The following is a 22542-nucleotide window of genomic DNA, read 5'->3' on the forward strand; positions in this document are numbered from 1 at the left end:
GCGCTGCGGGCGGGCGTTCCCGCTGGTTTCAATCGGTCACAGCGCGGCCTGGTAATAGCGGTTTTGCGGATGACGGACCTGAGCGAAAAAATCCCAGCGCTCGGCGAGCATGCCCAGCAGATTGCTCGCCAGCGCCAGCGGCCAACCGACCAAGCGCAGCGGCTGCGGAGTGAGAAGCAGCAGCAAGATCGGCAGCACGAAGCCAAACACCACGAAGCCCCAGCGCGCACTCGTCACCCACAGCGCGCTTCGTCCATGAAAGAACTCGCGGGTGTTGAATGCCCCGGCGGTGAAGCCCTTGGAGGTCTGGCGGATCACCGCACTGCCCACCCCGATGGCCGACTGCATCGACCCCGCAGGTGTCAGACCCCGCACACGCAGCAGCGCCGCCAGACGCCCCACTAGGGCAACGCCCAGCAATGCGGCGGCGGCGCGGGCATAGATCGCCGCCTGCGGCGCAAGCCGCCACAGCGCCAGCACGGAAGCCAGCAGACAGCCGCTGGCCAGCCCCATCAGCACGAAGTTCAGCACGGTGAGCGGAGTAGCCCATTCGCGCAGAAACCGCACCCCCGCGTAGATCATGGCGGTGCAAACCCAGAGCGCCAGCGCACCAACGATCAAGACCGCGGCCAGCAGACCAGGCCAATCGTGCAGGGTTTGAATGCCCAGCAGGCTCAAGGCGGTCAATCCCAGGAAGGCCGGCAGGGCGATGACCTCGCGCGACAGCCAGGAGGTGCGCCACATGGCGGCGGCGCGCCAGGCGCGCTCCGGGCGTCCGAGATGGCCGAACGAGGCGGCCAGCCCGATAACGCCCAGCCCCAGGATGATCCACAGACTCAAGCTGCAGAACGCCAGCCAAGAGGCGCTCTGCGCCGCGCCGAACAGCGCTGGCAGCGCCACCACAACCCCCAGCCCCTGTGCGCAGCCGACCAGGGTGGTGAGCAATAAAACGGAAAACGCGGGACGCATGACTTTAGCGAGCCTCCAGTTGAGTGATCTCGACGGTCTTGTGGTCCGCGCGCGCTGGCGAGGGCTTGGAGAACGCGCCGAACAGCTTGGCGAACAACCCGCGCGCTTCGACTTCCAGCGCCGCTTCCCTCGGCGCCGGGCGCACCGCAGCGGCTTGTGGGCGCGCCGTGGTCTGGTGCGGCGACGCGGCCTCCGCGTTCGCCGGTGCAACGCCTTGCGGCAGTTGGCGAGGCAGATAGTGATTGGCCGGGCGGGTGCCGAGTTCGGGCATCAGGGCATAGCCGCCGCGTTCGCGGATGGCGCGAGACACCTCGGACTCGGGGTCGTGCACATCGCCGAACAGGCGCGCGTTGGTCGGGCAGGCGTTGACGCAGGCCGGGCGGCGCTGCGCCTGCGGAATGCTCTCGTCGTAGATGCGATCGACGCAAAGGGTGCACTTGGTCATCACCCCGCGGTCTTCGTCGTATTCGCGCGCGCCGTAGGGGCAGGCCCAGGAACAGTATTTACAGCCGATGCACTTGTCGTTATCGACCAGCACGATGCCGTCTTCCTGGCGTTTGTACGACGCGCCGGTCGGGCAAACGGGCACGCAGGGCGGCTCTTCGCAGTGCAGGCAGCTCTTGGGAAAGTGCACGGTCTGCGTCTGCGGAAACTGCCCCACCTCGTAGGTCTGCACCCGGTTGAAAAACACCCCCAGCGGATTCTCGCCGTAGGGTTCGTGGTCGCTCAGATGCCCGGCCGTACCGGAGGTGTTCCACTGTTTGCAGGAAGTGACACAGGCGTGGCAGCCCACGCAGACATTGAGGTCGATGACCAGCGCGAGTTGGGTCATGGCTGTTTTCCTTGGCGGGACGAACGCCCGGCGAAATAACGCAGCACACTGAGCTGCGGTGCGTGCGGCGCAGGGTGGGGTAGCGCGGCGGGAGGAGCAAATTGCGGCCAGCTCTGCTCGGCGAAAGCAGGCAGGGGCTCGTCGGTTTCAGGCGGGGCTTCGGCGTGGTCGATGCGCACCCGCACGTCATACCAGCCGGCCTGGCCGGTGACCGGGTCGCTGTTGGAGATCAGTCCCTGCCCCGCGCCCAGCGCGTTGGCCGGCAGTTCTTCGCGGATGAGATGGTTGAGCAGAAAGCCGGTCTGCGCCTCTTCGGCATGCGGATGCAGTCCCCAGAAGCCGCTGGCCTTGCCGATGGCATTCCAGGTCCAGACTGTGCCGGGCTCGACCGCCTCGCTGTATTGACAGCGGGCCCGCACCCGGCCCCAGGGCGAGGTGATCCACAGCCAGTCGCCATCGGCGATGCCTTGCTGAGCGGCTACTGCGGGATTGACGTAAAGCCGGTTGTGGCCGTGAATCTGCCGCAGCCAGGCGTTCTGCGAGTCCCAGGCGTGATACATCGCCATCGGGCGCTGGGTCACGGCGGCCAGTGGAAAGCGCGCCAGATCGGTAGCCGCATGTTCCAGCGGCGGCTCCCAGAAGGGCAGCGGATCGAAGTGATGCGCCACCCGCGCCCGCAGCGCTTCGGGCGGTTGCCGACCGGGGCGCTGGCCGCGCGCTGCCAGCCGGAACTGCTGCAGCACGTCGGAGTAGAGCGCGATGACGATGGGCGTGTTGCGCGCGCGCCAGCCCTGCTCCTGCGCAAAGTCGAGGTAGTCGCGGTTCCAGTTGCGCATATAGCGCAACGACTCGGGCAGGTGGTGAAAGTGCACGCAGTCGTTCTGCGCATACATCTCCCATTGCTTTGGGTTGGGCTCGCCCTTGAGCGACTGCGTGCCGTCCTTGCCGCGCCAGCCCGACAGAAAGCCAATGCCTGAGCCGGGCGCGGTTTCGTAGTTGACGATGAAGTCGGGATAGTTTTTGTACTTGCGGCTGCCGTCGGCGTTCACGAAGGCCGGCAGGCCGAGGCGACCTGCAAGCTCCACCAGCACTTCCTGGAATGGCCGCGTTTGCGCCAGAGGCGGCAGCACGGGCACGCGTACCGAATCCACCGGGCCGTCGAACTCGGAGATGGGCCGGTCGAGCAAGGACATGGCGTCATGCCGCTCCAGATAGCTGGTGTCGGGCAGCAGCAGATCGGCGAAGGCGGTCATCTCGCTCTGAAAGGCATCGCACACCACGAGAAAGGGAATGCGGTAGCTGCCGTCTTCGCGCTTGTCGCGCAACATCTGCCGCACGTCCACGGTGTTCATGGCCGAATTCCACGCCATGTTGGACATGAAGATCAGCAGGGTGTCGATGGGATAAGGGTCGCCGCGCCAGGCGTTGGTGATGACGTTGTGCATCAGGCCATGCACCGCCAGCGGATGCTCCCAGGAAAACGCCTTGTCGATGCGCAGCGGGCTGCCGTCGTCCATCAGCGCGAGATCGTCGGGCGAAGTCGGCCAGCCCAGCGGCGCGCCGTTCAGCGGCGTGTCGGGCCGCACGTCCTGCGGGCCGCGCGGGTTTCGCACCTCGGGCGGAACGTCCTTCGGGTAAGGCGCCTTGTGGCGAAATCCGCCGGGCGCATCGATCGTGCCCAGCAGACTCATCAGAACCGACAGGGCGCGGATGGTCTGAAAGCCGTTGGAATGCGCCGCGAGGCCCCGCATGGCGTGAAACGCCAGCGGTTTGCTGCGCACGGTGGCGTGCTCGCGGCCGAGCCAGTCGGTCCAGGCGATGGGCAGGTCTTCGCCCTGATCGAGCGCGGCCTGCGCCATCTCTTGCGCCAGTTGGCGAATGCGCTCGGCGCTCACCCCGGTGATCTCTGCGGCCCATTCGGGCGTGCTGTCGGCCAGTTGTTCGCGCAGCAGTTGCAGCGCGGGCGCCACCGGCGTGCCATCGGGCAGACGGTAGTGGCCGGAAAGCGCAGGCTGCGCGCCCTCAGCCCAGGCGGGCACGGGGCGCTGGGTCACGGCGTCCCACCACATCCGGCCTTGCGATTGCGCCGCGCCAGAGGCATCGGGGATGAACAAGCCGTCTTGCGCGTGGCCCGGCTGCACCCGCAGCAGTTGTGCGCCATTGGTGTAGTGCGCGGCGAACTCGTCGTCGAATCGGCCGGTGCGCAGCAGTTCGTGCACCAACGCCTGCAGCAAAGCGCCATCGGTGCCGGGGCGGATCGGGATCCACTCATCGGCAATGGCGGAGTAACCGGTGCGCACCGGGTTGATGGAGATGAAGCGCCCGCCCGCCCGCTTGAATTTGGACAGCGCGATTTTCATCGGGTTGCTGTGGTGATCTTCAGCGGTGCCGATCATCACGAACAGCTTGGCGCGCTCCAGATCGGGCCCGCCGAATTCCCAGAAACTGCCACCGAAGGTGTAAATCATGCCAGCAGCCATGTTCACCGAGCAAAAGCCACCATGCGCGGCATAGTTGGGCGTGCCGTACTGCCGGGCGAACAGCCCGGTGAGCGCCTGCATCTGGTCGCGCCCGGTGAACAGCGCGAATTGCTTGGGGTCGGTGGCGCGCAGGTGACGTAGCCGGTCTTCCAGCGTCTGCAGCGCTTCGTCCCACGAGATCGGCTCGAACTCACCCGCGCCGCGCTCGCTGCCGGGTTTGCGGCGCAAGGGCTGCGTCAAGCGCGCGGGCGACACCTGTTTCATGATGCCGGCCGACCCTTTGGCGCAAATCACGCCCTGGTTGAGCGGATGATTGGGGTTGCCCTCGATGAACCGCACCTCGCCATCGCGCAGATGCACTTTGATGCCGCAGCGGCAGGCGCACATATAGCAGGTGGTCGTCTTCACCTCGGTATCGCCAGGCGGCGGGGTGAGCGGATTGTGCAGCGGCTGGCCGTTGGAGAACAGACGATCGAGCGGTTTGAACAGGGCGGACATGGTGGAGGCTGTCTCTTTTTAATGAGATGGATAGACCTTAGCCGCCGACCATTGATTCAACAAACGAATTGTTCTGATTTTTTATATCTGATTTTGTGATGAATAGAGCGGCTTGTTGACCTGCCCCTGTCAACAGACGACCGCGCTCTGCCCTGCGCCATCACCAGCGCCGCAGTTGGTTAGGCGGTGCCGCGCGCGTGTCCATCGCCACCAATCTCATGGCGCCCACCATGCTCGCGGTGGTCATCAGCTTTCTGCTTCAGGTCTGGCTGACGCGCAAAGCGCGCTATCCGTCGCTCTACGAGGCCCAGCTTCGCGCGCTGAGCTGGGAGGTTCGGTCTGTTTTTCAGCACTCGTGCAGGCCTTGCGAAAGCCCCCTACGATATTGCGGCACTGCAACAACAAAAGGAATGACATGACTGCACCTACCCTGTTCACCCCTCTGCAACTCGGCGCCCTGCAACTGCCCAACCGCATGGTGATGGCGCCGCTGACGCGCTCCCGCGCGCAACAACCGGGCGACATTCCGGGCGAAATGAATGCACGCTATTACGCCCAGCGCGCCTCCGCCGGACTGATCGTGAGCGAGGCCACGCAAATTTCCCGGCAAGGTCAGGGTTACGCCTTCACCCCGGGCATTTACACCGACGCGCAAGTCGCCGGTTGGAAAATAGTCACCGATGCGGTGCACGCCGCCGGCGGCCATATGGCCATGCAGCTCTGGCATGTGGGACGCATCTCCCATCATCTGCTTCAACAGGACGGCCAGGCCCCGGTCGCGCCCAGTGCCCTGCGTAGCGACACGGGCGAATCCTTCGTCGTGCTGCCTGATGAAGGCCCCAAGCGCGTGCCCTGCGATATGCCGCGCGCGCTCGAAACCGCCGAAATTCCGGGCATCATCGCCGACTATCGACGAGCAGCCGAGCGCGCGCTTGAAGCGGGCTTCGACCTGCTGGAGCTGCACAGCGCCAACGGCTATCTACTGCAACAATTTCTCGCGACCAACACCAATCAACGCACCGATCAATACGGCGGCAGCTTGGAAAACCGCGCCCGCATCGTGCTCGAAGCCATCGATGCGCTGATTGCGGTGGCAGGCGCCAACCGGGTAGGGGTGCGCATCTCGCCGCATTTCAATCGTCACGACATTCAGGATGCGCAGACCGAAGAGATTCACCTTTACCTGGCGCAGGAATTCAACCGCCGCGGCATCGCCTACGTCCACATCGCCGAACCCGACTGGGCGGGCGGCCCGGCGCTGACCGACGAGTTCCGCAAAAAGCTGCGTGCCGCCTATGCGGGCAGCATCATCGTCTGCGGCAACTACACCCGGGAATCCGCCGAGGCCCGCTTGGCTTCGGGACTGGCCGACGCGGTAGCCTTCGGCCGCCCCTTCATCGCCAACCCGGATCTGGTGGCGCGTTTTCAGCAAGGCGCTGCACTGAACAAACCCAACCCTGCCACCTTCTACGGCGGCGGCGAAGCAGGCTACACCGACTACCCCTCACTCGACGCCACCCCGGCGACGGTCTGAACGGGTCAATTCAACGCCCGGATTGACGCCCTGCCTTGCTCTCTCAGCAAGCTGTCTATCCGGCAGCTTGCTGAGAGAAAGATCAACGATCAAACCTTGACCTTTACGACTTGGCAACGTACCACGGCATGGCGATTTTCAAGCCCGCGCGCACGCTGAAATCGGGGCTGTAGCCCAACAGGCGTTTGGCCTTGCTGATATCGGCAAGGGAATGACGCACGTCACCCTTGCGAAAGTCGCGGTAGACCGGCGGGGTGAATTTCACGCTAGTGTCGAGCGCCATGATTTCCTCGCTCAACAACTGGTGAAGGGTGTTCAGGCTGGTTTGCTCGCCAAACGCCACGTTGTAGACCTGATTCGCCGATTCAGGATGCGTACTCAGCCCTGCCAGCACATTGGCCTGCACCACGTTGTCGATATAGCAGAAGTCGCGCGTGGTTTCGCCGTCGCCATTGATGAAACAAGGCTGATTGCCGCGGATGGCTTTGGCCCAATTGGGAATCACCGCCGCATAAGGGCCATTGGGATCCTGGCGGGTGCCGAACACGTTGAAATAGCGCAGCCCGATGCTCTTCAAGCCATAGACCCGGCCGAATACGTCGGCATAAAGTTCGTTGAGATATTTGGTCACCGCATAGGGCGACAGCGGCTTGCCGATGAGGTCCTCGACCTTGGGCAAGCCCGGGTGATCGCCATAGGTGGAACTAGAAGCCGCGTAAACGAAGCGACCCACGCCCGCGTCGCGCGCGGCGACCAGCATGTTCAGAAAACCCGTGGCGTTGACCGCATGCGTTGCCAGCGGGTTTTCAATCGAGCGCGGCACAGATCCCAAAGCCGCCTCATGCAACACGATGTTGACGCCCTGACAAGCCCGCTGGCAGGTCTGCGGATCGACAATGTCACCCTCGATGAAGGTGTGCCGCTTCCAGGCCTCTTCGCCAACGAGGCGCCGCACTTCATCCAGATTGGATTGATGGCCGGTTGAAAAATTGTCCAGACTGACCACGTCCTGGCCATGGGTCAGAAGCGTTTGGATCAGGTGAGAGCCGATGAATCCGGCGCTCCCCGTCACCAGCCAGCGCTGGGGCTTCGAAGACAGCATTTGCTCGATCGACATGGCGGCTCAAAGTCTCCAGACCTGGGCACCGTGCGACTGAAGCGCGGCAGCGTCGTATTGGCACTTGATGTCCATGAAAATGCCAGACGGCAGCAGCTTTTCGAGAGTTTCGGCGACCGACATGTCCTTGTAGGCTTGGTGCGCCACGGCCGCCACGATCGCCTGAGCGCGAGGCAATTCGGCCCAAGGCGTGAGCGTGACGCCATATTCATGCACAGCCTCGTCCGCATTAGCAATGGGATCGTGCACGATCACGTTGACCCCATATGACGCCAGTTCGCGAATCACGTCGATCACCTTGGAATTGCGCAGATCGGGGCAGTTTTCCTTGAATGTCAGACCGAGAACGATCACGTCGCTCCCCTTGATCGGCAGGCCCGCCTGACTCATTTGCTTGATCGTCTGTTCAGCGATGTATTTGCCCATACCGTCATTGATGCGACGCCCCGCCAGAATCACTTGCGGGTGATAGCCGAGCATGTCGGCCTTGTGCGTGAGGTAATAAGGATCGACACCGATGCAATGCCCACCCACCAGGCCCGGACGAAATGGCAGGAAATTCCACTTGGTACCCGCCGCCTTGAGCACGTCCAGCGTATCAATGCCAATGCGGTGGAAAATGAGCGACAACTCATTCATCAGCGCAATATTCAGGTCACGCTGCGTGTTTTCAATCACTTTCGCCGCCTCGGCCACTTTGATGCTTTCGGCTCGGTGAACCCCGGCCGTAATCACCGAGGCATAAACATTTGCGACGGTTTCAAGCGTTTCCGGGGTATCTCCGGAAACCACCTTGACAATTCGGGTCAGGGTGTGCTCTTTGTCGCCCGGATTGATACGCTCGGGTGAATAGCCGACGAAGAAATCTTTTTTCCACTTCAGCCCCGACTGTTTTTCAAGAATCGGTACACAGATTTCTTCGGTAGCCCCAGGATAAACGGTCGATTCATAGACCACGATGGCGCCGGGTTTGAGATATTTGCCGACGGAGGTACTCGCGCCCACGAGGGGGCTGAAATCCGGGTTGTGGGCATTGTCAACTGGCGTCGGCACGGCGACGATCACAAAGTCGGCCTCCTTCAGTTTCGAGGCATCGGTTGTCGGCTCGAGCAAGCTCGCCTGCTTGAGGTTCTCCTGACTAACTTCCCCAGTCGGATCGACATGCTTGCAATAAGCCGCTATTTTTTCGACTGAGAGGTCGAATCCGATCGTGCGATATTTTTTACCAAACTCGACGGCCAAAGGAAGACCGACATACCCCAATCCCACCACAGCAACTACTGTCATCGTTCTCTTTCTAAAAGTTAAAAATTATCTTGCGCCTTCACCGAAAATCACGACGCGCACCGTCTCGAACAAAATGAAAAAATCGAGAAAGACGCTGTTATTTTTTACGTAGTAAAGATCGAACTGCAGCTTTCTCTTCGCGTCTTCCACCGAAGCGCCATAGGCGTAGCGCACCTGCGCCCAACCTGTGACCCCCGGTTTGACGCTGTGACGAATCGCATAGAAGGGAATATCCTTTTCGAGCATGTCCACAAAAGTCGGGCGCTCCGGGCGTGGCCCGACCATACTCATTTCTCCGCGCAAGACATTGATCAGCTGAGGCAGTTCGTCAATACGTGTTTTACGGATGAAAGCGCCGACACGGGTGATCCGGTTGTCATTGGTGCTGGCCCATCGTGCCACGCCATCTTTTTCTGCATCCGTGCGCATACTGCGGAATTTGAGGCAGTAAAAAGACTTTCCAAACAAGCCGACACGCTCTTGCTGAAAAAATACAGGCCCCCGATCTTCTAATTTGATGAACAGAGCAGCCAATAACATAACGGGCCAGAGGGCAAGCAGAAGAACGCTGGCGCTAATGATATCGAATAGACGCTTGGCCCAGGCACGGATATGGCCTTGTGTAAAACCGCCTCCATAAATCAGCCAACTCGCCTTCATGCTTTCCAGCGGAACCTCGCCTTTCAAGCGCTCGTAGAAAGTCGGCAAATTGTGAACCGGCGTGCCGAGAATCCGGGCCTCGAGCAGTTGGCGGATCGGGAGTACGCCTCCCCGATGTTCGCGCACGGCAACAATGATTTCATCCACCCGCATATCGAGCACAACTTGTTCGAGAGGCGTATTTTCGTCAAACACCTTACCAGCAAGTTGAACCGGCGGCTGATCATTTTGCTGAGTGGGATAGAAGCCGACGATGCTATAGGAAGTACCGTGATTTTCCATGATCTGGCGCGACAGCGCTTGCGCCTCGCGCCCATTTCCGACGATCAAAATGCGTCGCGTCATGCCAGACAACGCTGTCTGTCGCAAAAAAATATAACGGATCAGCACGAGAAGTGCCATTTGAAACAGATAGGCAAACGCTAGCACTCGAAACGAACTGCCGGCTTCGGTGAACATCAGGGTGAACCAGTAAACCGGAAAGAAGACGAAGGCGAACGCAACCGAGGTGCGCCCTAAAAAGCTGCGCAAGCTGTTTTCCGCATCAATACGGTAAACACCCAATGCGGTGTATAGCAAAATAGTCAACGCTGTATACAGAATCAGCGGATAGAACCCCTGCTGAATCCAATACGAAAAATCTTGCTTACCTACAGTCATCACATAAACAGACCAGGTTGCAAGCGCAAAAGACAGAATGGAAATCGCCAGATCAACCAGCAATTCCAGCGTCATTTTTGCGGGAATGTATAGATTAAAGATCTTGAACATTTTTCACTCTGGGTATTGGATTATTGCGTCAGGAGAACGGGGGCAATTCGGCGCGGTTGTGACACCAGCTCGTTGCCAGAATTTTGCGCTGCGAGGCGGTCAGATCGATGTGAAATTTTTGGCAGTTCTGACGACAAATCTGGGTTTCTTGTTTGGCTCGTGGGATTGTTGTCAATCGGGAATGACAGGTCTATCCCCGGCACAGGCGGCACCCCCCCCAATTCAAAGGGTGCGATTGCAAAACCAATTGCAAAACCAATCGCAAAACAACAAACAGCACGACTTGGGGTCAGTTATCGGCGAGGAGCCATGCGCTGGCGCGCTCGGCAATCATGAGCGTCGGAGCGTTGGTATTGCCCGTAGGGACCTCGGGCATGATGGCCGCATCCGCGACATGCAGGCCCTCGATGCCCCGGACGCGAAGCTGCGGATCGACCACACTGGCTTCGTCTGCCCCCATGCGACAGGTTCCGACCGGGTGATAGACCGTTTCGGCCTTGCTGCGGATGAATTCGGTAAAGTCGCCGCCCGGCGAGACGAGCGTTCCGGGAAAGATCTCGGCGCCTCGCCATGGGTCGAATGCGGGCTGCGCCAGGATTTCGCGCGACACGCGCGCGGCCTCGCACATTCGCAGTAGGTCGAAGCCATCGGCGTCGCTCAGATAGTTGGGTTGAATCAGTGGATGTGCGGCGGGATCGGCACTGCGCAGCCGGATGCGCCCGCGGCTGCGCGGATGCAATACGCAGGCGTGCAGGGTGTAGCCGTAGCCTGGCAGGCGTCCCCTGCCATGGTCGTCGAGCAGCGCGGGAACGAAGTGAAATTGCAGGTCGCAGCGCGCATCGGTGGCGTAACGCGAGCGCATGAAGCCACCGCCCTCGGCGGCATTGGAGGTTCCAACGCCCTGACGGGTGAGCCAGAACTGCAAACCGGCCAGGACGACATTGACGTGGTCGTAGGTCACGGGCTGGGTGGCGGCGTTCAAGGTGCAGATGTCGAGGTGATCCTGCAGGTTCTCGCCCACGGAGGGTAGATCGCGCAAGACCGGAATGCCGATGTCGCGGAGATGATCGGCTGGCCCGATGCCCGAGAGCAGCAGAAGTTGGGGCGAATTGATCGTCCCGCCGCTGAGCACCACGCGCCCGGCTTCGATGCGCGTCGGAGAAGCGCCGTGCGTGCGCACCTGCACGCCGACTGCCCGGTTACGTTCGATCAGCACGCGCTCCGTCAGGGTCTGCGTCAGCACGGTGAGGTTGTTTCGCCCGCGTACGGGAGCAAGAAAGGCGGCAGCACTGGAATGCCGCAATCCGTTTTTCTGCGTGACCTGGTAGAGCCCAACGCCTTCCTGAGTGGGGCCGTTGAAATCGACGTTGCGGTTCAACCCGAACGACTCTCCAGCGGCCATGAACGCATCGGTCAGCACATTGTGATGCCGCAGATCGCTGACCCCCAATTCGCCTTGATCACCATGCCAAGCGTCGGCGCCGCGCGTGTTGCATTCCATGGCGCGAAACAGCGGCAGCGCGGCGTCCCACGACCACGCCGGTTCTCCGGTCAGCTCGGCCCAGCGGTCATAGTCCTGCGGCACACCCCGCACATAGCACATGGCGTTGATCGCACTCGAACCCCCGAGCACCCTGCCCCGCGGCCACCACAAACGGCGATGGTGCAGCTGCGGCTCGGGCTCCGTGGTGTAGCCCCAGTTGAAGCGCTTGTGGCCCGCCAACTTGGCAATACCCGCAGGCATACGAATGTAGGGATGCCAGTCCGGGCCACCGGCTTCGATCAACAACACCCGATGCGCAGGGTCAGCACTCAGCCGATTGGCCAGCACGCAGCCCGCCGAACCCGCGCCGACAATCACCGTATCGAATTCCATCGCGTCTCCTGTTTTCTGTCTCTAAATCTACACGACAGTCGGAGGGGGCGATGGGGGTCTCAGTTCTTGCTTTGGTTCAACGCCTGAATGATCTGGATCTGCGCCGGATAACTGGTGCTCAGCTTGGCCCACGGATCGTTGGCGCTGCCCTGATCGGTCAGATAAACATAACCGACGCCCTGCTGGTACAGACTGGAAAGCGTAGCCGCCTGAGTCTGCGTCAGATTGCTGATACCCAGCGACAGATAGGCGAATTTCGCCGACGGGTAAGAAGCGAGGCTCGCCGGCGCGGCGGGTAGATTCAGGTCTGCGCTTTCGTGCATCACCGTGATGTCGGCCGTCTGGGCGATGGACAGGTCGGGATAGGTGCCGGGATTGATCGCGACCAGCGCGGCCTGACCACTGCCCGGCAGAATGTCCTGACGCACCGTGGCAGCGGCCGCTGCGTAATAACTCGCCAGGCTGCCCTTATTGGAAACCTCATCAAAAAAAACGCCGTCCACGCCATAACACTGGGCGTAGGTCTGCACATCCTGCTGCACCAGCGAGAGCGCGCGCGAGCCGTAACTGGTGTGAACGTAGCCCAGTACTTTCACCCCAGCGGCGTGAAGCTGACCGATGCCCTGCGTGAAAGCGCTGAGCGTGGCCGAGGGCGGAGTGGTGCATGCGACCGGCCCGTTTTGCGGGTTGATGATGGCGACCGTGGGCACCGCGGCCGCATTAGCGGCCACCTCCGTCCAGGCGGGATTCTCGGCCGTCGTGTAAGTCGCGCCGCTGCCCCTGGACACCAGCGGATAGCCGTAGAGCGGTACCAGCACACCCATCGGCGTGGTGCGCTTCAAGGCAACAGGTGTGGCGCCCGTGGTCGCACTATCAGCAGAGGCGCTGGTGCCGCCCCCGCCGCCGCAGCCTGACAACAACAAAGCCGTCAGGCCGATCCACAGGCCTGCGTGGCGCAAATTTTTAAGCATAAATTTGCTCTCCCCGTTTGATCTGCCGCCATCCCAGTAATTCGTTGCCTACTAGTGCGAACATGATCAGTCCACCGCCCATCAAAGTCCCGAAGCTGGGTTGTTCACCCGCGCCGATCCAGGCCCAGAGAATGCCGAACACAATCTCCAGCAGACCGAGCAAACCGACCTCTGCCGGGGCCAGACGCTGAGCCGCCCAGACAGCGAGCAAACCCGGCGCAGCGAGCTGAAACACGCCCAAGAACGCCAGCCAGAGCAGATCGTGCAGGTCCACGCTCACCGGCCAGGCCGGAAACGCCACGGCAAGCACCGAGAACAGCGCACCCAACATCACGGTAGCCTGCATCGGCACAGCGGCCCCGGCTCGTCGCAGACTGACCCAGTTGGCCGCCGCGCTGAACGGCACGGCCAGCGCGACGAGCATACCGAGCAACTGTGTCGATCCGTTGAGGTGATGCAGGTTTTGCCAAACGATCCATCCCATACCCGTCAGGGCAAGCGCGATGGCCAGCCAGGTCCGCGCGGGCAAGGCGTGGCGCAGCACCAGCCAACCCAGCAAGGCGGCGATGAGGGGGCTGAGACTTTCGGCGATCAGGGTTTGCGCCACCGTGGTCAGGGTGAGCGCCACCATGAAGGCGGTGAACATCACCCCCCAGAACCCGGCCGACAGCCACAACAGCGGCGAAGCATGCCGCACGTCGCGCGCCAGACCGCGTGGCCCTTGGCGCCAGAGCAGCCAGGCCAACACACCCAGCGCCGCGAAGCTGCTGCGCCAGAAGACCAGATCGAGCCCGTTCTGGTGATGCAGATGCCGGGTGATCACCCCCGCCACGCTCCACATCAGCGTGGCGCCCACCATGGCGAGCACGGCGCGGACGTGAGGTTTGGCCACCATCTGCCGCGCGGGGTGTAGAGCGGGATTCGGGGCGGGATTCAGAGCAGACTCAGGCCGAGCGACCGGCGCGCTTGCGCTCTTGTTCGGTCAGATAGCGTTTGCGCAGGCGCACGCTCTTGGGGGTGATTTCGACCAGTTCGTCGTCTTCGATGAACTCGACGCCATATTCCAGATTCAGGTCGATAGGCGGCGTGACCTTGATCGCATCTTCCTTGCCGGACACGCGGAAGTTGGTCAGCTGTTTGGTCCGGGTGGCGTTGACCACCAGATCGTTGTCGCGGCTGTGTATGCCCACGATCATGCCTTCGTAAACCGGATCACCTGCCTTGACGAACATGCGGCCGCGGTCATCGAGCTTGCCCAGCGCGTAGGTGAAGATTTCACCATCGTCCATGGAGATGAGCACGCCGTTCTTGCGTCCGGCGATCTCGCCCTTGTGCGGCTCGTAGCCGTCGAAAATATTGGAGATCAGGCCCGAGCCACGGGTCAGGTTGAGGAATTCATTGGTGAAACCGATCAGGCCACGCGCCGGAATACGGTATTCGAGGCGCACACGGCCGCGGCCGTCCGGCTCCATATTGACCAGCTCACCCTTGCGCTCACCCAGCGCCTGCATCACGCCGCCCTGGTGCTGCTCTTCGATGTCAGCGGTCACCAACTCGATCGGCTCATGGCGCACGCCGTCCACGTCCTTGAACACCACACGCGGCTTGGACACCGCCAGTTCGTAACCTTCGCGGCGCATGTTTTCCAGCAGAATCGTCAAGTGCAGTTCGCCGCGGCCCGAGACTTCGAAAACGCCGTCTTCGTCGGTCTCCTTCACCCGCAGCGCCACATTGCTCTGCAATTCTTTTTGCAGCCGATCCCAGATCTGGCGGCTGGTGACGTACTTGCCTTCTCGGCCGGCCAGAGGGCTGGTGTTGACGCAGAAGTTCATGGTCAGCGTCGGTTCGTCCACCTTGAGCATGGGTAGCGGCGCCGGGTTGAGCGGATCCGTGACGGTCACGCCAATGCCGATGTCGGCAATGCCGTTGATCAGCACGATGTCGCCCGGGCCCGCCTCGGTCACCTGCACGCGGTCGAGTCCCTGGAAGGTCAGCACCTGATTGACACGGCCCTTGAACGAGTTGCCCTCCGGCCCTTCCATCACCAGCACATCCATGCCGGGTTTGATCGTGCCGGCATTGATGCGGCCCACGCCGATGCGACCGACGAAGCTGTTGTAGTCCAGCGCCGAAATCTGCAGTTGAAGCGGCGCTGCCGCGTCGCCGCTATGCGGCGGCACATGCTTGAGAATGGTGTTGAACAGGGCGGACATGTCCGGGCCCCATTGCTGGCCCGGCTCGCCCTCTTCCAGCGAAGTCCAGCCGTTGATGCCCGAGGCATAGACCACGGGAAAGTCGAGCTGCTCGTCGGTGGCGCCCAGCTTGTCGAACAGATCGAACGCGGCATTCACCACCGCATCGGGCTTGGCGCCCGGCTTGTCCACCTTGTTGACCACCACAATAGGCCTGAGCCCCAGGGCCAGCGCTTTTTTGGTGACGAAGCGCGTCTGCGGCATCGGGCCTTCCTGGGCATCGATCAGCAGCACCACGCCATCGACCATGCTCAGCGCGCGCTCGACTTCACCGCCGAAGTCGGCGTGGCCCGGGGTGTCGACGATGTTGATGTGCGTACCTTCCCAGCTCACCGCGCAGTTCTTCGCCAGAATGGTGATGCCGCGCTCGCGTTCGATGGCGTTGTTGTCCATCACCGTATCCACGACTTTTTCGTGTTCGGCGAAGGTGCCCGACTGACGCAGCAGCTGGTCGACCATGGTGGTCTTGCCATGGTCGACGTGGGCGATGATGGCGATATTGCGGATGGATTTGCTCATGGTGTTGCGTCCTGATGGAAAGATTCGGGGAGAGATTCGGTTCGGGGTTGTGAAATGGGTGGCGGTATCGCAAAAGCTCTGGCAGGGGCGAGTTCGTCGGAGCAAAGCAGGCGGCGCGGCGATAACACAACCGACTCCGCGCCTTGCTCCCAGGCGCCGATGCCCAGCAGCACGGCGTCCTGGCCCGCCGCTAGCGGTCCGTAAACCCGTACGTCTTCGCCCGGCACTACAGGTTCATCCGGCGCCAAACCACTCAGACGAGCACCGTGCAAAAACCGCTGGGCCAAGGCAAGGTCGAGATTCTGGCGCGGCGAAGATTGCAGCAGCACGCCGGTCGGCAGCAGCCTTCTGCGCAGATCGGCAGGGGCCAGCGCTTCGGCCTCGTCGAGCGTCAACGCCTGTTCCAGCGAAAAACCGCCGCTTGCCGTGCGCGTCAGTGCCGCCAGATGCGCGCCACAGCCTAGCGCCTCACCGATGTCACGCGCCAGCGCGCGAATGTATGTGCCCTTGCCGCAATGCACGGTCAGCGCCAGTTGATCGTTTTGCAGCGACAACACGTCCATCGAGTGAATTTGCACCGTGCGGGCCGCCACCTCGACGGTCTCGCCCGCCCTGGCATAGGCGTAAAGCGGCTTTCCGTCGCGCTTGAGCGCGCTATACACCGGCGGCGTCTGGCTGATGGCGCCGATGAACCGCGGCAGAACGGCATCGACCTGCGACCGGCTCACCTCTACGGCACGGCGTTCGACGATTTCGCCTTCGGCGTCATCGGTCGTCGTGCGCACGCCCAGTTGCAGTACAGCCACATAGCGTTTGTCGGCTTCGAGGTGACGCTGGGCGAACTTGGTCGCGGCGCCGAAGCAAAGCATCAACAGACCGTCGGCCAGAGGATCGAGCGTGCCGCCATGCCCGGCCTTCACGGCGCGCAGCCTGCGGCGCACGCGAAACAAAGCCTGCTGCGAGGTCAACCCGCGGGGCTTGTTCAGTAGGAGCACGCCGTTGACCGCCTCCCAAGGCGTTTTCTGGACATTCATGGTGGTCAAAACCCGGGCGCGGCACGCCGGGTCAATCGTCTTTGGCCTGTTGCGCCAAGGCCTGGCGGATCAGCCCGTCCATCTCCGCCGCCTTCTCGGTGGTCGGATCGAACAGAAAGTGCAGCGTAGGCACGGTGTGGATCTGAAGGCGCTTGAACAGCAGGCTATGCAGATACCCGGCTTTGTCGCTCAAGATCTGGCGCGCAGTGTCTGGCTCGGCGCCGATCACGCTGAAGTAAACCTTGGCGTGGGCGTAGTCGGGCGTGAGCTGCACATCGGTGAGTGTCACCAGCCCGAGCTGCGGGTTGCGCAGCTCGCGCTGAATCAGTTCGGCCAGATCGCGCTGGATCTGGTCAGCGATACGCTGGGTGCGGTTGGGCGTTGCGCGCTTCATCTCAGTCTGGCTGCTGGCCCATTACAGGGTGCGCGCCACGTCCTTGATCTCGAAGACTTCGAGCTGATCACCCTCTTCGATGTCCTGGTAGTTCTTCAACGAGAGGCCGCACTCGAAGCCTTCCTTGACTTCGCGCGCATCGTCCTTGAAGCGCTTGAGCGAATCGAGCTCGCCGGTGTGAATGACCACGTTGTTGCGCAACACGCGCACCTGCGCGGAGCGGCGCACCAGACCCGACAACACCATACAGCCGGCCACCGCGCCCACCTTCGGGATGCGGAACACCTGGCGAATTTCGACCAGACCCAGAGTCTCTTCCTTCTTGTCCGGCGTGAGCATGCCAGACATGGCCGCCTTGATCTCGTCGACCGCCTCGTAAATGATGTTGTAGTAGCGGATGTCGATGCCGTTGTTCTCGGCCAGTTTGCGCGCTCCAGCATCGGCGCGGGTGTTGAAGCCGATGATCACCGCATTCGAGGCGATGGCCAGATTCACGTCGCTCTCGGAAATGCCGCCGACCGCCGCATGCACCACTTGCACCTTGATTTCGGAGGTGGAGAGCTTGGTGAGCGCATGGATGAGCGCTTCTTGCGAACCCTGCACGTCGGCCTTGATGATGAGCGGCAGGTTTTGCGCGCCTTCGTTCAATTGCTCGAACATGTTTTCGAGCTTGGCGGCCTGCTGGCGGGCTAGCTTGACATCGCGGTACTTGCCCTGGCGGAACAGCGCAATTTCGCGCGCCTTGCGCTCATCAAGCAGCACCATGATTTCTTCACCGGCACTGGGCACTTCGGTCAAACCTTGAATTTCCACCGGGATGGACGGCCCAGCCTCGGTCACCGGCTTGCCCAACTCGTCGAGCATGGCGCGCACGCGGCCGAATGCGGCCCCGGCGAGCACCACGTCACCGCGCTTGAGCGTGCCCGACTGCACCAGGATGGTGGCCACGGGACCACGGCCTTTGTCGAGGCGCGATTCGATCACCAGCCCTTTGGCTGGGGCGTCAATCGGGGCCTTGAGCTCCAGCACTTCGGCCTGCAGCAGAATTTGTTCAAGCAGACTATCTATGCCTTCGCCGGTCTTGGCAGACACGGGCACGAAGGGCGAGTCGCCGCCGTATTCCTCGGGCACCACGCTCTCGGCAATCAGTTCCTGGCGGACGCGATCGGGGTTGGCCCCCGGCTTGTCGATTTTGTTGAGCGCCACCACCAAGGGCACGCCTGCCGCCTTGGCGTGGGCGATCGCTTCCTTGGTCTGCGGCATCACACCGTCGTCTGCGGCCACCACCAGAATGACGATATCGGTCGCCTTCGCGCCACGCGCTCGCATGGCCGTGAAGGCTTCGTGACCCGGGGTGTCGAGGAAGGTGATGATGCCGCGTGGCGTTTGGACGTGATAGGCGCCGATGTGCTGCGTAATGCCGCCGGCCTCGCCTGCCGCCACTTTGGCGCGGCGGATGTAGTCGAGCAGCGAAGTCTTGCCGTGGTCGACGTGACCCATGACCGTGACCACCGGCGCTCGCGGAAATTGTTCCGCGTCGGCCATCGCGCCTTCGCCGTCTTCCGTCAGGAAGTTTTCGGGATCGTCGAGCTTGGCGGCAACGGCGGTATGGCCGAGTTCCTCGACCACGATCATCGCGGTTTCCTGATCGAGCACCTGGTTGATGGTCACCATCTGTCCCAGCTTCATCAGGCTCTTGATGACCTCGGCGGCCTTCACCGACATCTTGTGCGCCAATTCGGCCACGGTAATGGTCTCGGGCACATGCACCTCGCGCACGATCATCTCGGCAGGCGCTGCCTGCACAGGCTGCTCACCGCCCCGATCATTACGTCCGCCGCGACGCCCACCCGTCGTTTTCGGGCCGCGCCAGCCACCCGGCGCTCCGGTGGGATTGCCGCGGGGTTTGATCGACGCACCGCGCTTTTTCGCCGCGTCGTCCGCCCAGGAGGACGACAGCTTTTCCGACTTGATCTGCTTGTCGTCCTTCTTCGCCGCAGTACCCGGCGCGGCCGTGGCACTGGCCCCGGCCGTCTTGGCTGCACCCGCCGCCGGTTTGTGGATCGTGCCCTTGATGGTGCCGCTGACGGGAGCTGCCTCGGCCGTCTTGATCGCAGGTTTCTCGGCGCGCATCACCGTGCGCGGGCGGGCCATCATGTCGCGAATGGCGGCGGCTTCCGCCTCGGCAGCCTTGCGGCGCTTTTCGATCTGCGCCAGTTTGGCGGTTTCTTCGGCGTCCTGCTTCTTCTGCGCTGCGGCGCGCTCGGCAGCAGCGGCCTGCGAACTCGCCAAAGCCGAGGCTGCCGCCTCGCTCGCTTGCGACGGTTCCTTGTCTTGCTTATCTTGTATTTGCGCGGTCGGCTCGGCCGTCACGGTCGCGGGCTGTTGCGACTTGGCTGCAGCCTCGCGGGCCGCCTGAGCCTCGCGCTCGGCCTGCTCACGGGCTTGCTGCTCCTGGCGCTCCTGGGCAGCCCGACGTTCCTGCTCGGCTGCGCGCTGCGCAGCCAACTCTTCGGCCTGGCGCGCGAGCAAATCGGCCTGACGCTGCGCCTCGGCCTCGCGGCGTTGGAGTTCGGCATCATCCACCACCGGCTCGTTCGGCTCGGGTGCAGCCGACGCCTCGGCAACCGGTGCGGATTCGTCGCGCTTGACGAACACACGCTTTTTGCGCACTTCCACGTGAATGGTGCGCGCCTTGCCCGTGGCGTCCGCCTGCTTGATCTCGCTGGTCTGCTTGCGGGTCAGGGTGATTTTTTTGCGCTCGCCGCCAGCTGCACCGCCATGCGCCGCGCGCAAGTGCTCGAGCAGGCGGGCCTTGTCGGCCTCACTGATGACGTCGTCTGCCGCGCGCGCTCCGACTCCCGCCTGTTGCAGTTGTTCCTGCAAGAGGTTCAAGGGTTTGCCGAGTTCTGCAGCGAGTTGTGAGACGGTATGACTGGCCATTGATGGTGTGTCCTAGTACGGCTTGAAACGTGTGAAGTGCGGGCGACAGGTTCGGAGGGGTTCAGGCGTCGAACCAGTGCGCACGCGCCTTCAGAATGAGGTCGGCGGCCCGGGCCTCGTCGGTGCGGAGAATGCCGGTGAGCTCGTCGGTCGCCAGATCGCCCAGATCGTCAAGGGTGAGCACACCGGCTTCGGCCAGCAGGGCCAGCTCGTCTGCGCTCAGGCCATCGAGCGCCTTGAGCGCCGGATCGACTTCATCGAGCTTCTGCTCGCGCGCGATTTCCTGCGTGAGCAAGGCATTGCGGGCGCGTTCGCGCAGTTCATTGACCGTGTCTTCATCGAAGGCCTCGATCTCCAGCATTTCGTTGATCGGCACGTAGGCCAGTTCTTCGAGGCTGGTGAACCCCTCGGCAATGAGAATGTCAGCCACTTCCTGATCGACGTCGAGCTTTTCGACGAACAGGCTGCGCATTTTCTGCGTTTCCTTGGTGTTGCGGGCGTCGGACTCTTCGGCGCTGAGAATATTGATCTTCCACCCCGTCAACTCGGAGGCCAGCCGCACGTTCTGCCCGGTGCGGCCGATGGCCAGCGCCAGATTTTCCTCGTCCACAGCCACATCCATGGCGTGCTTTTCTTCGTCCACCACGATGGACGAAACATTCGCCGGCGCCAGCGCGCCGATGACGAACTGAGCCGGATCTTCCGACCAGAGCACGATATCGACCCGTTCGCCGCCGAGTTCATTGGTCACCGCGGTGACGCGCGAGCCGCGAATGCCCACGCAGGTGCCGATGGGATCGACACGGCGGTCGTGCGACACCACCGCAATCTTGGCGCGAACTCCCGGCTCACGGGCGCACGACTTGATTTCCATCAGGCCCTGCTCGATCTCGGGCACTTCCAGTCGGAACAACTCGATCATGAATTCCGGCGCGGTGCGCGAGATTTCGATCTGCGGGCCGCGGGCGGTGCGGTCGATCTTGGTAATCACCGCGCGCACCCGGTCACCCACCCGCAGGTTTTCCTTCGGGATCAGATCGCTTCGGCGCAGTCGCGCATCGACCTTGCCCGATTCGATGATGAGGTCGCCCTTGTCGAGGCGCTTGACCGAGCCGTTGAAAATCTTGTCGTTGCGGGCCAGGAAATCATTGAGGATCTGCTCGCGCTCGGCATCACGGATTTTCTGCAGAATGACCTGCTTGGCCGCTTGCGCGCCGATTCGGCCGAAGGCGATGCTCTCGATCGGTTCCTCGATGTAGTCGCCCACTTCGATATCGGGAATCTGTTCCCGCGCTTCGAACAGCAGAGTTTCGCTGTCGGGCAACTGCAGCCCGGCTTCGTCTGGCACCACATGCCAGCGACGGAAGCTTTCGTATTCGCCGGTATTGCGGTCGATCTGCACGCGCACATCCGCCTCGCCTTCGTACAGACGCTTGGTTGCGGAGGCCAGCGCGGCCTCGACGGCGCCGAAGACGACATCGCGATCGACATTCTTTTCACGCGCCAGGGCGTCCACCAACATCAAAATCTCGCGACTCATTTTCGACCACTCCCAAAATCGACAACAGGCACCAGGCGCACATCGCGCACCTCGGCCAGACTGAAATTCATGACGGACAACACGTCCTGCTCTTCTGCCTTGGGAGCGACAGGCGCTCCGACAGCTTTCGGCTTTTTGTTCGCGGCGCCAGGTTTGCCTTTGCCTTTACCTTTTGCACCCACCTCAGGCGGCGACAAGGCGACGGAAAAACGCCCCGGCTCGTCGTCTTGCGAGCGCTCGAGCAAAACGCCGCGGTACTTCTTGCGGCCCTGAAACGGCACGCGAAGAACGACGTCGATCTCCAACCCGGCAAATCGCACAAAATCTTCTGCCTTGCGCAGAGGACGGTCCAAGCCGGGAGACGACACCTCCAGACGACCGTAGTCCACGTTTTCCACTTCAAACACATACTGCAACTGACGGGTCACCCGCTCGCAGTCTTCCACCGTCACCGGGGCGCCGTCGGCATGATCGATGGTCACGCGCAGCAAGCCGCGCGGAAGGTGTTCCACCTCCACGAGTTCCAGTCCAAGACTGGTGACTGCCGTATCGATTGCCTGTGCTGCACTCATGCGTTTGCCAATATTCCGTTCATCACCTGACCGCAAATCTCGTCAATCGCCCGCCGCGCAAGCAAAAAAAAAGGGCGATGACGTCGCCCAGTTTTTGCTCACTGCTGTGGTCGGGCCCGCACACTGCGCTCTCCCGGTGTTCTGCCACTGCCAAGCGACTGCTCTTTGACTACTTTTTCTTTGAAAACTGCGCTCTGAACTGCGCCCTCTATGCCCCATCAGATAAAGTCTGACAAAGCCTGAGTCTGAAATTCTCGGAAATTTTCTTGCGGTCAGCAAAAAAGTGGATTGTA

17 protein-coding genes are annotated in these 22542 nt (G+C 62.1%); 2 read left to right on the forward strand and 15 right to left on the reverse strand.

Going from position 1 to position 22542, the window contains the following annotated elements:
• Nucleotides 1-36 precede the first annotated feature (36 nt).
• The 3 genes from B7X30_RS03395 to B7X30_RS03405 are packed head-to-tail and all read right to left on the reverse strand — an operon-like array spanning nucleotide 37 to nucleotide 4779.
• Nucleotides 37-969 carry a dimethyl sulfoxide reductase anchor subunit family protein gene (locus B7X30_RS03395; protein ID WP_286729030.1) on the reverse strand — a complete coding sequence of 311 codons (933 nt, stop codon included), beginning with the start codon at nucleotides 967-969 and terminating at the stop codon, nucleotides 37-39.
• 4 nt (nucleotides 970-973) lie between these two features.
• Nucleotides 974-1801 (reverse strand): 4Fe-4S dicluster domain-containing protein, encoded by an 828-nt coding sequence (locus tag B7X30_RS03400; RefSeq protein WP_286729032.1) that lies wholly within the window; start codon nucleotides 1799-1801, stop codon nucleotides 974-976.
• A complete protein-coding gene (locus B7X30_RS03405; RefSeq protein WP_286729033.1) occupies nucleotides 1798-4779 on the reverse strand; it encodes a molybdopterin oxidoreductase family protein in 2982 nt (993 codons plus the stop codon). Before B7X30_RS03405 ends, B7X30_RS03400 begins: the two co-directional genes overlap by 4 nt.
• Before the next feature lie 197 nt (nucleotides 4780-4976).
• Between B7X30_RS03405 and B7X30_RS03410 the strand changes: the two genes are divergently transcribed.
• Nucleotides 4977-5198: a hypothetical protein gene (locus B7X30_RS03410; RefSeq protein WP_286729034.1), complete on the forward strand. Its 222-nt coding sequence runs from the start codon at nucleotides 4977-4979 to the stop codon at nucleotides 5196-5198.
• Nucleotides 5195-6313, forward strand: a complete 1119-nt coding sequence (locus B7X30_RS03415) for an alkene reductase (protein ID WP_013122970.1) — start codon at nucleotides 5195-5197, stop codon at nucleotides 6311-6313. The genes B7X30_RS03410 and B7X30_RS03415 overlap by 4 nt, the downstream gene beginning before the upstream one ends.
• Before the next feature lie 103 nt (nucleotides 6314-6416).
• Here B7X30_RS03415 and B7X30_RS03420 read toward each other — a convergent pair whose 3' ends face one another.
• The 12 genes from B7X30_RS03420 to rimP form a co-directional block, all read right to left on the reverse strand.
• Nucleotides 6417-7430, reverse strand: a complete 1014-nt coding sequence (locus tag B7X30_RS03420) for an SDR family oxidoreductase (RefSeq protein ID WP_286729036.1) — start codon at nucleotides 7428-7430, stop codon at nucleotides 6417-6419.
• 6 nt (nucleotides 7431-7436) lie between these two features.
• On the reverse strand, nucleotides 7437-8717 hold the full coding sequence (locus tag B7X30_RS03425) for a nucleotide sugar dehydrogenase (protein WP_286729038.1): 1281 nt from the start codon (nucleotides 8715-8717) through the stop codon (nucleotides 7437-7439).
• Nucleotides 8718-8741: 24 nt separating this feature from the next.
• Nucleotides 8742-10148 carry a TIGR03013 family XrtA/PEP-CTERM system glycosyltransferase gene (locus B7X30_RS03430; protein ID WP_286729040.1) on the reverse strand — a complete coding sequence of 469 codons (1407 nt, stop codon included), beginning with the start codon at nucleotides 10146-10148 and terminating at the stop codon, nucleotides 8742-8744.
• A gap of 289 nt (nucleotides 10149-10437) precedes the next feature.
• The gene (locus B7X30_RS03435; RefSeq protein WP_286729042.1) at nucleotides 10438-12024 is read right to left on the reverse strand and encodes a GMC family oxidoreductase; all 1587 of its coding nucleotides are present in this window, start codon (nucleotides 12022-12024) and stop codon (nucleotides 10438-10440) included.
• 59 nt (nucleotides 12025-12083) lie between these two features.
• A complete protein-coding gene (locus B7X30_RS03440) occupies nucleotides 12084-12995 on the reverse strand; it encodes a spherulation-specific family 4 protein (RefSeq protein ID WP_286729044.1) in 912 nt (303 codons plus the stop codon).
• Nucleotides 12988-13890, reverse strand: a complete 903-nt coding sequence (locus B7X30_RS03445; RefSeq protein WP_286729046.1) for a DMT family transporter — start codon at nucleotides 13888-13890, stop codon at nucleotides 12988-12990. The genes B7X30_RS03440 and B7X30_RS03445 overlap by 8 nt, the downstream gene beginning before the upstream one ends.
• Before the next feature lie 49 nt (nucleotides 13891-13939).
• Nucleotides 13940-15766: a translational GTPase TypA gene (gene typA / locus B7X30_RS03450; RefSeq protein ID WP_286729047.1), complete on the reverse strand. Its 1827-nt coding sequence runs from the start codon at nucleotides 15764-15766 to the stop codon at nucleotides 13940-13942.
• A complete protein-coding gene (truB, locus tag B7X30_RS03455) occupies nucleotides 15763-16800 on the reverse strand; it encodes a tRNA pseudouridine(55) synthase TruB (RefSeq protein WP_286729049.1) in 1038 nt (345 codons plus the stop codon). Before truB ends, typA begins: the two co-directional genes overlap by 4 nt.
• 31 nt (nucleotides 16801-16831) lie before the next feature.
• Nucleotides 16832-17194 carry a 30S ribosome-binding factor RbfA gene (gene rbfA / locus B7X30_RS03460; protein ID WP_013105626.1) on the reverse strand — a complete coding sequence of 121 codons (363 nt, stop codon included), beginning with the start codon at nucleotides 17192-17194 and terminating at the stop codon, nucleotides 16832-16834.
• A gap of 21 nt (nucleotides 17195-17215) precedes the next feature.
• On the reverse strand, nucleotides 17216-20137 hold the full coding sequence (gene infB, locus B7X30_RS03465; RefSeq protein WP_286729051.1) for a translation initiation factor IF-2: 2922 nt from the start codon (nucleotides 20135-20137) through the stop codon (nucleotides 17216-17218).
• Nucleotides 20138-20198: 61 nt separating this feature from the next.
• Entirely contained in the window at nucleotides 20199-21677 is a 1479-nt protein-coding gene (nusA, locus tag B7X30_RS03470) for a transcription termination factor NusA (RefSeq protein WP_286729053.1), read from the reverse strand.
• Nucleotides 21674-22249: a ribosome maturation factor RimP gene (gene rimP, locus B7X30_RS03475; RefSeq protein ID WP_013122960.1), complete on the reverse strand. Its 576-nt coding sequence runs from the start codon at nucleotides 22247-22249 to the stop codon at nucleotides 21674-21676. Before rimP ends, nusA begins: the two co-directional genes overlap by 4 nt.
• Between the last annotated feature and the right edge of the window lie 293 nt (nucleotides 22250-22542).

The organism is Thiomonas sp. 13-64-67 (assembly GCF_002282795.1).
Lineage (GTDB): Bacteria > Pseudomonadota > Gammaproteobacteria > Burkholderiales > Burkholderiaceae_C > Thiomonas > Thiomonas arsenitoxydans.